Genomic DNA, 13,932 nt, shown 5'->3' on the forward strand with positions numbered 1-13,932 from the left:
TTATGCCTGAAAGGGGGCAAGTATACTGCAAGCTGCTGCTGCATTCAGCACTCTAACCGAATGTGCGGTAGGAAATTGAAAACGAAAGGGGGGAATGTCCCATGCCTCGCTCTAGCCCACCTCCATCACCCAATCATCCACACTCTTAATCTCACTGCTGAAATTGATGCCAATCAGTACTTTCGGGCGCGGATCATCGCGAAATGCACCTGCATAATCGCGGCGTTTAATCTGTTCCATCGCCACTTGCGCGGTCTTATCCAGCTTGAATTCGAGAATGTAAATATGCGTTGCCGTCTTCACCACGCAATCGACCCGCCCGTTATTCTCATTCACCTCTGCCTCGGCGTATTGCCCCAAATAAAAGAAGGTCAGGTAAATCAAGCTGTGGTAGTACGCCTCGCGGTCTTTAATGAAAATTTGGTAAGGGATTTTCTTGAACATGGTTTTAATGACTTCAATCAGTGCTGGCATGTCGTTATCGTCGAAGGCATCACTGAGTTGCACCACCATCGGCGTAGTGTAGGCTGGCTCAACATGCGCCCATTCTGCCATCAGGAAAATCAGCATGGCATTGCGCACTTCGCGGTTGGGGTAGTCCAGCCAATACATGCCGCGCTTGTCTTTGCTTTGCAGGGTCAAATAGCCCGTCTGGAACATCACAGGAATCAGTTGCAAGGTTTCCAGATCGTAATTACCTAGCATTAATTCATCGACTTTAAATTTATCGAGTCGATAGACTTTATCGCGGTGCATCAACTTGGGGAGGAACGTGGGTGTGCCGGATTCAAACCAGAAATTACGGAAATCCCCGTTAGCAAACAGGTTCAGCACCGAAAAAGGGTTGTAGAGCGAGGTTTGTAAATCCCACGTATAGCCGTTGTACCAATACCGAATTTTTTCCAGTAATTCGGAGCGGCTGAGTTGGCAGTATTGTTCCAATTCGGGCATATACGGCGCGAAATAATGCTCTAACTCTTGCTGGGTGTATCCCGTCAAGGTAGCAAAACGGCGGTGCATGGTTAAATCCGCCAGATTATTCAGGTCAGAAAAAATTGACACGCGGCTGAACTTTGACACACCCGTAATCAGCAAAAACTCCAAATGGGGGGCGCTGTCTTTCAGCACCGAATAGAAGGTTTTCATCACCTGTTGGTTGGCTTTGGCTTGCGGAATATCGTCGAGGTAGTCGATCAGTGGCTTGTCGTATTCGTCGATCAGTAGCACGACTTTACCATCACGGGTAGCCAGTTGACGGAGCAATTCACGGAACTGACGGTCAATTTCACCGGGTGGCAGTGTTAGCCCCCATTGCAAGGCAAGGGCTTGCAATTCGGCAGCAATCGCTGCTTCCAACCCCATCGTGCGGTAGCCCATGTTGGCAAACGATAGGTGGATGACCGGATGTACCTTGCCCCAATCCCACTGACCCGCAGCAATCCACAAGCCGTCGAACAGAGCGCGATTGCCTTGGTAAATTTCCTTGATGGTGGAGAGCAGCAACGATTTTCCGAAACGGCGCGGGCGCGACAGGAAGAAGTATTTGCCCGTCGTGATTAATTGGTGGATAGCTTCGGTTTTGTCCACATACAAGCAATCGCGGCTACGAAGTTCGGAAAAGGTTTGGATACCGACGGGTAAGCGTTGCAACATGGCGATGCTCTGTTTTCAGTGACGATGTGCCAATGATAGCATGAGCGCAAATAGCGTATACTACGCCTTCCCCCAACCACACAGTGACCACCATGACCCGACAATACCGCGCCGTTTCCCTCATCTCCGGCGGACTGGATTCCATGCTTGCCACCAAAGCGGTGCTGGAACAAGGCATCCATGTCGAAGGGATCAACTTCTACACCGGCTTTTGTGTGGAAGGTCATACCCACGCCATCCGTAAGCAGCACAGCGACAAGCCCAAGCGCAATAATTCGCTGTGGGTCGCGGAACAGCTCGGTATCAAACTGCACATCGTCGATATTGTCGAAGAATACAAAGACGTGGTGCTCAACCCCAAATACGGCTACGGCGCGAATATGAACCCCTGCCTCGACTGCAAGATTTTCATGGTGAAAAAAGCCCATGAATGGATTCAGCAAAAAGGCTTCGATTTCATCATCACTGGCGAAGTCGTCGGGCAACGCCCGATGTCGCAACGTGCTAAAACCATGCCGATCATTGCCGCCGAATCGGGCGCAGAAGACTTGCTGTTGCGCCCGCTGTCTGCCCACAACTTGCCACCCAGCAAAGCCGAACGCGAAGGTTGGGTCAACCGAGAACAGCTTTACGGTTTCAGCGGACGCAGCCGCAAGCCACAAATGGCATTAGCCGCACAATGGGGTATCGAAGAATACGCTCAACCCGCTGGCGGCTGCTGCTTCCTCACCGATGCGAATTACACTGACAAGCTCAAGGATTTGTGGGCGCATCGCCCCAGCCGCGACTACGAACTTGACGATATTATGTTGCTGAAAATCGGACGGCATATCCGCCCGCACCCGCATTTCAAAATGATCGTGTCCCGCGAAGAAGGCGAAACCAATTTCCTCGAAGGCTACAAAAACCAATTTACGTGGATCAAAACCGCCAGCCATTCCGGGCCCTTAACGATTTTGGATGGCGACGCGATGACGGATGACGATTTGCTGTTAGCCGCACAAATTTCAGCGCGTTACAGCCAAGGCAAACACGCACCAGAAGTGGTGTGCAAAGTGGCACGTCCAGGTGAAGATTTCCGTGAAATCACCGTTGCGCCGTTTGGGGAAATACCGAAAGAGTGGCTGCTGTAGGGGCAATCCCCCGTGATTGCCCTCTTCGTTGATTGCCCGCATCGTTTGAAGAGGGCAGACACGGGGGTCTGCCCCTACCCACCTGTAGCACTCATGTGGCGGAAAATCATCGGTTGCGCGGCGTGTAGGTTGAATTCATGCCCTTGCGGTTTAATGTCCATCGACTGAAGCAAGGCTTCGCGTACCCGTGCATCGTCAGTCGGGTTGGCACGTAACACCCGGCGTAAATCCAGCGAATGCTCTTGCCCCAAACATAACAGCAAACGCCCTTCCGCCGTGACGCGCACGCGGTTGCAGGTATCACAAAAGTTATGGCTGTGCGGCGAAATAAAGCCGACGCGGTAAGCACTACCGTCGCGCTGGAAATAGCGAGCGGGGCCGCCGGTTTGCTCCGCGACTTCCGCCAACTCCATGCCCGTGCGCAAATCCTGTAAAATCTCGTCGCTGGAATAGAAGGCTTCGGCGCGGTCGTGGTCGCCGATGACACCCAGCGGCATTTCTTCGATAAAGGTGATATCCATGCCGCGTGCGTGGGCGAAATTCACCAAATCCAGCACTTCGTCGTGGTTACGGTGTTTCAAAATCACCGCATTGAGTTTGACGCGCTGAAAACCTGCTGCCAATGCCGCGTCAATGCCTTCCAGCACTTTACGGATGTCGCCCAAACGGGTAAGGGCATGGAAACGCTCAGGCTTGAGGGTATCGAGGCTGATATTGATGCGGGTCACGCCTGCCGCTTTTAAATCCTTGGCGTAGCGGGCTAATTGCGTGCCATTGGTGGTCAGGGTCAGATCACGCAAGCCTTGCAATTGCCCCAAATCTTGGAACAGCTTGAGGATATTGCGGCGTACCAGCGGTTCGCCGCCCGTAATGCGGATTTTATCCACCCCCATTGCGACGAAGGCTTTGCCCAGCCGGAACATTTCTTCCAGCGTCAGCAATTGTTCGCGTGGTACAAACGTCATGTCTTCGGACATACAATACACGCAGCGCAAATCGCAACGGTCGGTGACAGAAAGGCGCACGTAAGTGACTTGCCGTCCAAAACGGTCAATCAATAGGTTAGAGTTTGGATTGCTTGCTATCATGAGACTGTTTTACCAATTTGGCGTAGGAGTCACAATAACCATGAAGGACAATAGGTTGTTAGACCAAGGCAATATTACGGGTGTGGTGCTGGCAGGCGGACAAGGCAGCCGCATGGGTGGACAAGATAAAGGCTTGTTGGAACTGCACGGCCGTCCCTTGATGGCACAATTACTGGCAGCCCTACGCCCGCAAGTCGATGCACTACTCATCAGCGCCAATCGCAATCAAGCCCATTACCAGCAATACCAATGCCCGGTCATCAGCGACACCCTGAGTGGTTATCAAGGCCCTTTAGCCGGATTTGCCGCAGCGATGCAGGTCGCCACCACAGCGTATATTCTCACGATTCCCTGCGATTGCCTTGAGGTTGCACCGGATACGGCAAAACGTTTGCTGGCAGCCTTGCAACGCGAACAAGCTGACATCGCCGTGGCGCACGATGGCGAACGCTTACAACCCGTACACGCCTTGATTCCGGTGAACTTATTACCCAGCCTGCAAGCCTTCCTCGCCAAGGGCGACCGTAAGATCGACCTGTGGTATGCACAACACCGCATGGCAAGCGTTGATTTTGCCGATTGCCGCCGTATGTTCCGTAATATCAATACCCCAACACAAAAAGCGGACATAGAGAGAGCTTCCGCCTTCTCTGTTCCCCCGCCCAGCCTCGGTATCTGCGCATGGAGCGGGACGGGCAAAACTACCTTACTGGCTAACCTTATCCCCCACCTGAAACAAGCTGGTCTGCGCTTGACCGTCATTAAGCACGGGCATCACCAACTGGAACTGGATACCCCCGGCAAAGACACCTACCGCTTCCGTGAAGCAGGGGCAGATCAAGTATTGCTGGTATCCCGCAAACGCATGGCGATGATGCAGGAATGCAAAACCCAGCACGAACCCGAATTGGTGGATGCACTGCGCTTTGTTAACCGCGATTGCGCCGATTTAGTGCTGGTAGAAGGCTTTAAACACACCGCGATTCCCAAGATCGAAGTGCATCGCCCTAGCCTTGGCAAGCCGTTGCTATACCCCACTGACCCCAGTGTCATAGCGCTGGCAACGGATGATTTAGCGCTGGATGTACCGCCACACCTCACCAAGCTCAACCTCAATCAGCCGCAAGCGATAGCGGCATTTATTGTAGCGTGGCTGCAAAAACCTCCTTCCACAACCCAGCCCCCCACCAGTTTGTCGATGGCGGCAGCCCGCACCCGCATCCTCGACAGCGTGCAGCCGTTGACGGCAGCACTCAAACGCCCGTTACGCGATGCACTAGGGCAAGTGTTGGCGGAAGCAGTAATTTCGCCACACAATGTACCCAATCACACCAATTCGGCAATGGATGGCTATGCCTTGCGGGGCGTGGATTTGCCGACGGATACGCCTCGTGATTACCGTGTGATCGGCACAGCATTTGCGGGGGGAAATACATTGGCAGGCGAATGTGGGGCGGGCGAATGTGTACGCATTATGACGGGGGCAGTCATGCCAGCGGGAACAGATACCGTGGTCATGCAGGAGCAAGTGACGGTGGGCGCGACAGGTGACGTGCGTATCGACACCGGGCATCGGGCGGGGCAAAACGTGCGCCATGCCGGTGAAGACATTGCCCAAGGCAGCAGCGTGTTACCTGCCGGACGACGCATCACACCCGCTGATTTAGGCGTGCTGGCATCGCTAGGTATCAATGAACTCAGCGTGAAACGCCCGTTGCGTGTGGCATTTTTTTCCACAGGTGACGAATTACGCTCGCTCGGCGAAACCTTGGCAGAAGGGCAAATCTACGACAGTAACCGTTACGCCTTGTACGGTTTATTAAAGCAGCTCAACGTTGAATTGCTCGACATGGGCGTGGTGCGCGACGATCCCGCCACGCTGGAAGCAGCCTTGCTGCAAGCAGCAGACATTGCCGATGTGGTGCTGACATCCGGCGGTGTATCGGTAGGTGAGGCGGATCATATCAAAGGCATTTTGGCAAAGCTGGGGCAAATTCATTTCTGGAAAATCGCCATCAAACCGGGGCGACCGCTCGCTTTTGGCACATTGGGTAAGGCGCAGTTTTTTGGCTTGCCGGGTAATCCGGTAGCGGTGATGGTAACGTTTTTACAATTTGTCCAGCCCGCCTTATTGAAAATGGCGGGGGAAGCCGTGAGCGAACCATTGCTGCTGGATGCGGTGTGTTTAAGCCGCCTGAAAAAGCAACTGGGACGTACCGAATTCCAACGCGGCACGGTACGTCAGGAGGGCGGCAAACTGGTGGTGGATAAAGCAGGCGCTCAAGGCTCAGGGATTCTCAGCTCCATGAGCAGAGGCAATTGCCTGATTGTCTTACCGGAAGAAGCCGCCACGATTGAACCGGGGGATGTGGTGCAAGTGCAGATATTCGGCTGGTAACAATAGAGGTGTATTAGAGGTGTATTTCCTGTTTCAAACCCCTCTTTCCCCCCCTCGGCACAAAGCAGGGGAAACTTCTTGCGTAAACAGCTAAACTGGTGAGGCAATCTGTGCAAGCAATTAGCAAATGGAGTGAGAATGGCTTTTGGCAAACTGACGATTGACTGGCGCAGTACCTTAGCGGCAGTGTGGCGTTCCAACCGCCATTTCCTGAAACCCATCAGGAATGTGGACTTGGTAAACCCCGATACCCTGCAAGGTATCGATGAACAGCGCGATGCATTATTTCGCAATACCGAACATTTCTTGCGTGGCAAACCCGCCAGCCACGCCCTATTGTGGGGTGCGCGAGGGGTAGGCAAGTCTTCCCTGATCAAAGCGGTGTTGACCCGTTACCACACCTACGGCTTGCGCATGATCCAAATTTCTAAGGATGATCTCGGCGTATTGGTCGATATTACTGATGAAATCGTGGATTCGCATCACCGTTTTATTATCTATTGTGACGACCTTACCTTTGATGAAGCCTCCGGTGACTACCGCACCTTGAAAAGCATTATGGAAGGCACGCTGGAAAAGCCGCCCGAAAATGTGCTGATTTACGCCACCTCCAACTGCCGCAGCAGCGTACTACAGGAACGTGGCAGCGATAGAGCCGCGCAAGCAGTGGACAACTCCACGGAAGATAAGCGCCAATTAGTCGACCGCTTTGGTCTATCCTTACCTTTCCACCCCATGAATCAAGACACTTATCTGGAGATAGTGGACAAGTTATTCAAAGGGCGTGTACAAGATGCAGAGCTGTTACACCAAGAAGCCACTGCTTTTGCGAGTGAACGGGGTGGCAATAGCGGGCGCACCGCGCGGCATTTCTTTAACCACTGCCAAACAGGCTTGAACTGAAGCGGCAGACTTAACCCCAATAACGGATACGGCATGATGTTACCCCCAAAACACTCCGTCACAGTATTCACCGCTTTGCTGCTCGTTGGGCTAAGCGGGTGCGCTAGCACCGCTAGCAAAGACGAACCGAGCACAACGCAAAGCAGCATTGCGGCAACAGAAGCGAAGCCAGAAGCGGCGACGACGACCAGCACCTCAACAGCAGCTACGACACCCGTCATCACTGCTGCGCCAGCACCTGCGACAACTGAAGCGGCAGCACCCGCGCTGTCCCAGAATGAGCTGAACAAACAAGTGTGGGATGCCGCCCAAGCCGGTGATGCGGCGACAGTCAGCGCCCTGTTACAACAAGGTGCAGATGCGAACACCGCTACCGCATCCGGCGAAACCGCCTTGCACGCTGCTGTGGCAGCAGGCTCATTACCCGCAGTGATGCAATTGGTCGACAAAGGGGCGAATGTTAACGCCGCCACCGCGTCCGGCTGGACACCGTTGCACCATGCAGCGCGTTTCGGGCGTGCTGATGCCGCCAATTACTTGCTGAAACAAGGTGCAAACCCCAAAGCCGTCACCCTTGGCACACCCTCCAAAACCCCAGTACAAATGGCGATGGATAAAGGTGACATACGCACAGCGCGTATCTTAGGCTATTAATATTCACGTATTTTGAGGATATACCATGAAATGGACAACCCCCTTACTCACCCTGTCGCTGTTACTCAGTGTGGGTGCGTGTACTCAAGAAACCCAAAACAAAATTGGGCGCGAACTGAATAACTGGACAGGTGTAAACGGCGTGCTCGAAGTGTACGCTGGTGAAAAATTGGTACGGCGTTTCATCAAAGTCGACAAATTGACCACCGCTGCTGGCATAACGTCTGGTGGTGATCGCCCTTACCGCTTCGGTTACGGCATTATGGACGCTAACCTGAATGGCGTGGTCGATGCGGGCGAGAAGAAAGTCTACTTTGAATTCAGTGACTATTCGACCTCCTATGTCTTCTTTGAAAACCCCGCATGAGCAGGGTATGCAGGGGCAGTTACGGAGAGTCACTATGCTACCCATACGGTTAAGTACCAGTCTTTTGTTACTGCCGCTGCTACTCAATGGCTGCGGCGCGGATGATGTGGGTGCGCCCCCAGCGCCCAGCCAACAGCAGAGTAAAGCCCCAACCCTTAGCCATTACCTCATCACCGAAAAAGCGGCGGGTGCGGTGCAATTGGGCATGTTATCCGCCGATATTCTGACCGTTTTGCCCGGTGTCACCGCCATGTCAGAAAAAGATGCAGAAGGCATTGAATGGATGACGCTTAGCCAAAACGGGGAAAAGCTCATGAATATTATGCTGGATCGTAATAGCCATGCGGCGAATTTGATCCGCATTATTAGCCCCCGTTTTGCCACGGAGCAAGGTGTCAAAGTCGGTGAAAACCTGCAAAGCGTCGGTGAAAAACTTGGCGGCTTAACCGACATTCAGTGGACGGTAGGCGAATCGCGTGAATTTGCGACATTCACGAATATGCCGCCCAGCATGATCATTCAAGTCGTAGGCAAGGAAGGTAATGCTGGCATTTACCCCAATGGCGAAACCATCACCACCGTGGCGGATGCGTCTGCACGGGTGCATTCCATTTGGCTCATGGAAGACTAACGCAACACCTCACTTCTTTTTAGCGCGTGGATGCGCCTTGTCGTACACACTCGCAAGATGCTGAAAATCCAAATGCGTGTAAATCTGGGTTGTGCTGATGTCAGCATGACCCAGCATTTCTTGTACCGCACGTAAATCCCCCGACGATTCCAACACATGGCTGGCAAACGAATGGCGCAATTTGTGCGGGTGAACGTGCTGCTCCAAGCCTTGCTGCAAGCGCCAATGATTCAAGCGGAACTGCACGCTGCGCGGGTGTAAGCGCGTGCCACGTTTGCTGACAAACAAGGCGGTTTCACCGTGTGCGGCTAAACTGACGCGCTGCTGCATCCACGTCTGTAACGCCGCTAACGCCTGCCGCCCCACGGGGACGTAACGTTCCTTATTACCTTTGCCGGTGACGCGCACTTGTTGCTGATATGTATCCACATCATGAAGATCCAACCCCACCAATTCTGCCAGACGCAAGCCGGAGGAGTACAGTAATTCCATCAAGGCACGGTCACGCACTGCCAGCACGTCATCCGCTGTAATCGTTAGCAAGCGTTCGATGGTTTCTGCATCCAGCGTATCGGGCAGTTTGCGGGCGTGTTTGGGGGATTGCACATCCACTACCGGATTGTTTTCAACCAGATTTTCGCGCAACAAAAAGCGGTAAAAGCGCCGGATCGACGACAATTTGCGTTGCAGGCTTTTGCCCGACAAACCTTTGCGGTGTAAATGGCTGATCCACTGGCGCACTTGCCCTGTTTGCACCGTCAACACCGCAGGCTCAACAGGTGCGACCTCACCGCCTTGCTTATCCAGTGGTTTGTTCAACCACGCGATAAAGTCGTTTAAATCGTGTTCATAACTGCTCACAGTGCGCGGGGAATAGCGTTTTTCACTAAATAAATGGTGGTGGTAACGGGCAAGAATTAGCTCCAATTCACGCACCCATTTCCAGTGTATGCAGCGGCGGTTCAAGGTAACGCGCCAATGCCCGCGCCACCAACCCCCCCAGTTGCCCAATGAATAACGTACCCATGCCGGGGTAAAAACGCGCTTCATTCTCACTGCCTAGCGCCAATACACCGATTTCACGCGCCTCGTACAAGGGAATCAGCACAGCGGATTTGATCGACGCGCCTTCTTCCCCAAACAAAAATATTTGTTGACGCGGACGCAGCCGCCCGCACACCGGCTGGCGCTTACGGAACAAGGTCGCGAGTTGTTTGAGTGATTTATCATCGGGGTCAATGAAATGCAGCCCATCTCGTGCCCGCCCACGCCCAATCAAGCGCAATACCACGTTATCGGCTTTGAAATCGCCGCGCAGCATATTGTTACACGTCCCCACCACGTCATCCAAACTGTCACAGGTCATCAGCTCCAACGCCAGATGGTGCAAACGGGTAATCACATGCTCGCTATCCCGCGCCGCTTTCAGCATCTCGCTTTGACGGCTTTCTAACTCACGGAGTTTATCACGTTGCCGTTGTATCAGACGTTCCAGCAAGGAAACCGCCTCACCCGTGTGTGGGTGTGGAATACTCAACACATCCAGCACTTCTTCATGCTCACGGAAAAAATCGGGGTGTGCGCGTAACCACTCGGCAACCTGTGCAGCGCTGATGTTCTGGCTCGCTTGTCCGTCTGGTGTGTTCATAGTGTGAGTGTTCCCCTGAATACCGTTGCTGTCGGACCCGTCATCCTAACGGGCTGCCCTTCACCTTGCCACCGAATCTGCAAATCACCACCGGGCAAGCTCACTGTGACCTGCTCATCCAGCAACCCTTGCAATCTGCCCGCGACGACTGCCGCACACGCACCTGTGCCGCACGCTTGAGTTTCGCCGCAGCCGCGCTCAAACACCCGTAATCGGATGTGGTCACGTCCGATTACCTGCATAAAACCCACGTTAACCCGCTTCGGAAATGCCGGATGCGACTCCAACGCCGCGCCCAAGGTTGACACCGGTGCGCTCTCCACATCGGGTACTTGCAACACCGCATGAGGGTTGCCCATCGACACCGCTGCAAGGGCTACACTTGTCGTGTGCGTTTCCAGAGTATAGAGCGTTTGGCGCTGCGCGGAAATGAAAGGAATCTGTGCAGGTTCAAGCACAGGTACACCCATATCCACCGTCACTTGCCCATCCGCTTGAATTTGTAACACGATACGCCCACTCGCGGTGACGACCGGAATCGTGGTGTGTTGGGTCAAGCCTTGATCATACACGAAACGCGCAAAACAGCGTGCGCCATTGCCACACTGTTCCACCTCGCTGCCATCGGCATTGAAAATTCGGTAGCGGAATTCCGCATCCGCCCCGTCATAGGCTTCCACCAGCAGCAATTGATCGCAGCCCACCCCAAGGTGGCGATCAGCGATGTGGCGGATCTGGGCGGTGCTCAAATCAACGCACTGATTGATGCCATCTAACACCACAAAATCATTGCCCAAACCGTGCATTTTCGTGAAATTAAGTGCGCTACTTACCATGCCGTGTATCCTATTACTGAAAGGATATTAGTATACAAAGATATAGCGATACAGCAATTTTGGTGGTATGTTACTGGACTCATTTTTTGGATCGCTATCACATTAATCGTAAGATCAGGAGAGGAAATATGTCTGATTTTAAACAAGAACTGGACGCGCGTGGCTTAAATTGCCCACTACCCATTCTTCGTACTAAAAAAGCCATTAACGGCTTAGCTTCTGGCGAAATTCTGAAGGTCATCGCCACTGACCCAGGTTCCGTCAAAGACATGGAAGCATTCTGCAAGCAAACTGGCAATGAAATGGTCAGCTCCAGCGAAGCAGGCGGTGATTACACTTTCATGATCAAGAAAGGTTAATCTCCGACTGGGGCGGATGCTTACATTCGCCCCATCGTAATCCCCCCGTATCGTCTAATGAATACTGATCCCAAATTTAACAAACTCCGCGCCGAACTCGAATCCCGTCAGAATCGCCACCTCTACCGTCGCCCGCGCATCGCTGATTCCCCACAACAACCGCATAGGCAGATAGATGGCAAAGCGTTGCTAACGTTTTGCAGCAATGATTATCTGGGTCTTGCCAACCATCCCGCTGTTATCCGTGCGTTTCAACAAGCCGCTAATGAATACGGTGTGGGCAGTGGTGCAGCGCATTTAGTCAACGGGCATTCTCGTCCCCACCAGCAACTCGAAGAAGCCTTGGCAATATTCGTAGGGCGTGAGCGTGCTTTGCTGTTTTCCACGGGTTACATGGCAAATCTGGGCGTGGTGAATGCGCTGCTAACAGGGCGTAATGATGTGGTGTATGCCGACCGTTTGAACCATGCCTCGTTGGTCGATGCGAGCTTGTTATCCGGCGCGAAACTGATCCGTTACCCGCACAATGACACCACCAGCCTCGGCAAACGCTTACTGGCACAAGCCGACAATGCTAGCACCCAACTGATTCTCACCGATGGCGTATTCAGCATGGATGGCGATATTGCGCCTCTCAACAAACTCGCGACGATGGCACAGCACCACGACGCATGGCTAATGGTGGATGATGCACATGGGTTTGGTGTTTTGGGCAATACGGGCGCGGGTTTGGTGGAAGCGCAAGGCTTAACGCCAACCGATGTACCGATTCTGATGGCAACCTTGGGGAAAGCACTGGGCACGGCAGGCGCATTCGTTGCCGGAAGCCATGATCTGATCGAATACTTGATTCAAACCGCCCGCACGTTTATTTACACCACCGCGCAACCGCCTGCTATCGCTGCCGCGACACTGGCAAGCTTGCAATTGGTGCAAACCGAAAGCTGGCGGCGCGAACACTTGCAGGCATTGATTCAACAATTTCGTCAGGGGGCTGCGCAACTCGGCTTGCCGCTGATGGCATCGGCTACCGCGATTCAACCGATTCTGGTCGGCAGCAGCGCGCAAGCGTTGGCGATCAGCCGTCAGTTGGAAGAGCGCGGACTATTGGTCACAGCCATCCGCCCCCCCACCGTACCCGACGGCACGGCACGCTTGCGGGTAACATTATCGGCAGCGCATACCCCCACCGATGTGGAACAATTGCTTACTGCACTGGCACAGATTTGGACGTAAACGTTCCCAACTGCTCCAAAAATACCGTCGCATAAGACCCCGGCGGCAAGGTAAACGCCAAGCGTAAGGTGGTTTCATCCAGCACCTCAAACCCAACCTCACCGACTTGGATGCGTAAGGCACGGCGTTCTTGCTTCAACCCCTGCTTTTCCAGCCCCGCACAGAAAATCGGAAAGCGTGCGGTTTGTTCTGCTTCTAGCTCACGCGCCGCATCGCGGGTATCCAACTCACCTCTGCCCCACAATGCGCCCGTCGGGTGGATTGCTAGCGCAGCTAAACGCGGCTCAAGCGTCGCATCCGCGACATCATCCGCAAACCACGCATTGCCGCCCTCGAACATGAACACATCGCCCGCCACGCGCTGATGCCACGTTCCCGCCTTCACGCGTTCCGCCAGAATATTGTTGAACATCCACGAACGCGCCGCCGACAGATACAAGCTACGTTGAGTCCGCTGCTTCGGCGCAACACCGTCCGCAAACCAGCGTTCGGCTTTGCGCAAATTGCCAAAGTTATGCCCGAAACGCTGTTCGCCGTAGTAATTGGGAATGCCTTGCTGGGTAATTTGCTGACACAGGCTTTGCGCCGCTGCGAAATCCCCCGTGCAATTCCGCAAGGTCAGGCTGAAACGGTTGCCACTCAACGCACCTCGCCGCAGCTTTTTGTCATGGCGTTGTTGCGCGAGGATTTCGATTTCCGGCGGTAACGCGGCAAAATCGGGGTCATCCTTCCCCGGCAATTGCAGGCTAAACCATTGCGTCGTTACCGCGTGGCGATCTTTCAGCCCGGCGTAACTCACGTCTTTGCCGGAAATACCCGCGCAACGCGCCAGTTGGTTGCCGACCCAATCGGTGTTCGCGAGGGTTTTGCGCACTTGCAGCCACAGGTGTTCACCTGTGCCAGACAGCTCAAAATCCATCAGCTCATCCACGATAAAGTCTTCGGGTAAGACACGAAAATGCCCCGTTAACGGCGCGGCGTAGGCGGCGGGAAAGCCGCTGGTATCAAAGGTAGTTGGGTTCATGT

At 53.8% G+C, this 13,932-nt stretch carries 14 protein-coding genes; 8 read left to right on the forward strand and 6 right to left on the reverse strand.

Annotated features, from left to right (window positions below; genetic code table 11):
* Positions 1-111 precede the first annotated feature (111 nt).
* On the reverse strand, positions 112-1,653 hold the full coding sequence (locus tag J1836_RS06745; RefSeq protein WP_207250315.1) for a PD-(D/E)XK nuclease domain-containing ATP-binding protein: 1,542 nt from the start codon (positions 1,651-1,653) through the stop codon (positions 112-114).
* A 92-nt stretch (positions 1,654-1,745) separates the two neighbouring features.
* On the opposite strand from J1836_RS06745, the gene J1836_RS06750 reads away from it, so the two are divergent.
* Positions 1,746-2,786 (forward strand): tRNA (5-methylaminomethyl-2-thiouridylate)-methyltransferase, encoded by a 1,041-nt coding sequence (locus J1836_RS06750; RefSeq protein WP_207250316.1) that lies wholly within the window; start codon positions 1,746-1,748, stop codon positions 2,784-2,786.
* A 74-nt stretch (positions 2,787-2,860) separates the two neighbouring features.
* Here the strand turns inward: J1836_RS06750 and moaA are convergent, their stop codons facing one another.
* Positions 2,861-3,874 carry a GTP 3',8-cyclase MoaA gene (moaA, locus tag J1836_RS06755; RefSeq protein WP_207250317.1) on the reverse strand — a complete coding sequence of 338 codons (1,014 nt, stop codon included), beginning with the start codon at positions 3,872-3,874 and terminating at the stop codon, positions 2,861-2,863.
* A 40-nt stretch (positions 3,875-3,914) separates the two neighbouring features.
* Here moaA and J1836_RS06760 point away from each other — a divergent pair, with 40 nt between their 5' ends.
* The 5 genes from J1836_RS06760 (at position 3,915) to J1836_RS06780 (ending at position 8,827) form a co-directional block, all read left to right on the forward strand.
* Positions 3,915-6,272, forward strand: a complete 2,358-nt coding sequence (locus tag J1836_RS06760; protein ID WP_207250318.1) for a bifunctional molybdopterin-guanine dinucleotide biosynthesis adaptor protein MobB/molybdopterin molybdotransferase MoeA — start codon at positions 3,915-3,917, stop codon at positions 6,270-6,272.
* Positions 6,273-6,410: 138 nt separating this feature from the next.
* On the forward strand, positions 6,411-7,175 hold the full coding sequence (locus J1836_RS06765) for an ATP-binding protein (RefSeq protein ID WP_207250319.1): 765 nt from the start codon (positions 6,411-6,413) through the stop codon (positions 7,173-7,175).
* A 33-nt stretch (positions 7,176-7,208) separates the two neighbouring features.
* Positions 7,209-7,829 carry an ankyrin repeat domain-containing protein gene (locus J1836_RS06770; protein WP_207250320.1) on the forward strand — a complete coding sequence of 207 codons (621 nt, stop codon included), beginning with the start codon at positions 7,209-7,211 and terminating at the stop codon, positions 7,827-7,829.
* A gap of 25 nt (positions 7,830-7,854) precedes the next feature.
* Entirely contained in the window at positions 7,855-8,196 is a 342-nt protein-coding gene (locus tag J1836_RS06775; protein ID WP_207250321.1) for a hypothetical protein, read from the forward strand.
* 34 nt (positions 8,197-8,230) lie between these two features.
* Positions 8,231-8,827 carry a hypothetical protein gene (locus tag J1836_RS06780; RefSeq protein ID WP_207250322.1) on the forward strand — a complete coding sequence of 199 codons (597 nt, stop codon included), beginning with the start codon at positions 8,231-8,233 and terminating at the stop codon, positions 8,825-8,827.
* A 9-nt stretch (positions 8,828-8,836) separates the two neighbouring features.
* Here J1836_RS06780 and xerC read toward each other — a convergent pair whose 3' ends face one another.
* The 3 genes from xerC to dapF are packed head-to-tail and all read right to left on the reverse strand — an operon-like array spanning position 8,837 to position 11,311.
* Positions 8,837-9,763, reverse strand: a complete 927-nt coding sequence (gene xerC, locus J1836_RS06785) for a tyrosine recombinase XerC (RefSeq protein ID WP_242632831.1) — start codon at positions 9,761-9,763, stop codon at positions 8,837-8,839.
* Positions 9,756-10,475, reverse strand: a complete 720-nt coding sequence (locus tag J1836_RS06790; protein WP_242632754.1) for a DUF484 family protein — start codon at positions 10,473-10,475, stop codon at positions 9,756-9,758. The genes xerC and J1836_RS06790 overlap by 8 nt, the downstream gene beginning before the upstream one ends.
* Positions 10,472-11,311, reverse strand: a complete 840-nt coding sequence (gene dapF / locus J1836_RS06795) for a diaminopimelate epimerase (protein ID WP_207250324.1) — start codon at positions 11,309-11,311, stop codon at positions 10,472-10,474. Before dapF ends, J1836_RS06790 begins: the two co-directional genes overlap by 4 nt.
* A gap of 128 nt (positions 11,312-11,439) precedes the next feature.
* On the opposite strand from dapF, the gene J1836_RS06800 reads away from it, so the two are divergent.
* Entirely contained in the window at positions 11,440-11,670 is a 231-nt protein-coding gene (locus tag J1836_RS06800) for a sulfurtransferase TusA family protein (protein ID WP_207250325.1), read from the forward strand.
* 57 nt (positions 11,671-11,727) lie between these two features.
* Complete coding sequence (gene bioF / locus J1836_RS06805; protein ID WP_207250326.1) at positions 11,728-12,906, forward strand: 8-amino-7-oxononanoate synthase; 1,179 nt, start codon at positions 11,728-11,730, stop codon at positions 12,904-12,906.
* Here bioF and truD read toward each other — a convergent pair.
* On the reverse strand, positions 12,878-13,930 hold the full coding sequence (truD, locus tag J1836_RS06810) for a tRNA pseudouridine(13) synthase TruD (protein WP_207250327.1): 1,053 nt from the start codon (positions 13,928-13,930) through the stop codon (positions 12,878-12,880). The genes bioF and truD overlap by 29 nt on opposite strands.
* Between the last annotated feature and the right edge of the window lie 2 nt (positions 13,931-13,932).

The sequence above is a fragment of the Thiothrix fructosivorans genome, assembly GCF_017349355.1.
Lineage (GTDB): Bacteria > Pseudomonadota > Gammaproteobacteria > Thiotrichales > Thiotrichaceae > Thiothrix > Thiothrix fructosivorans.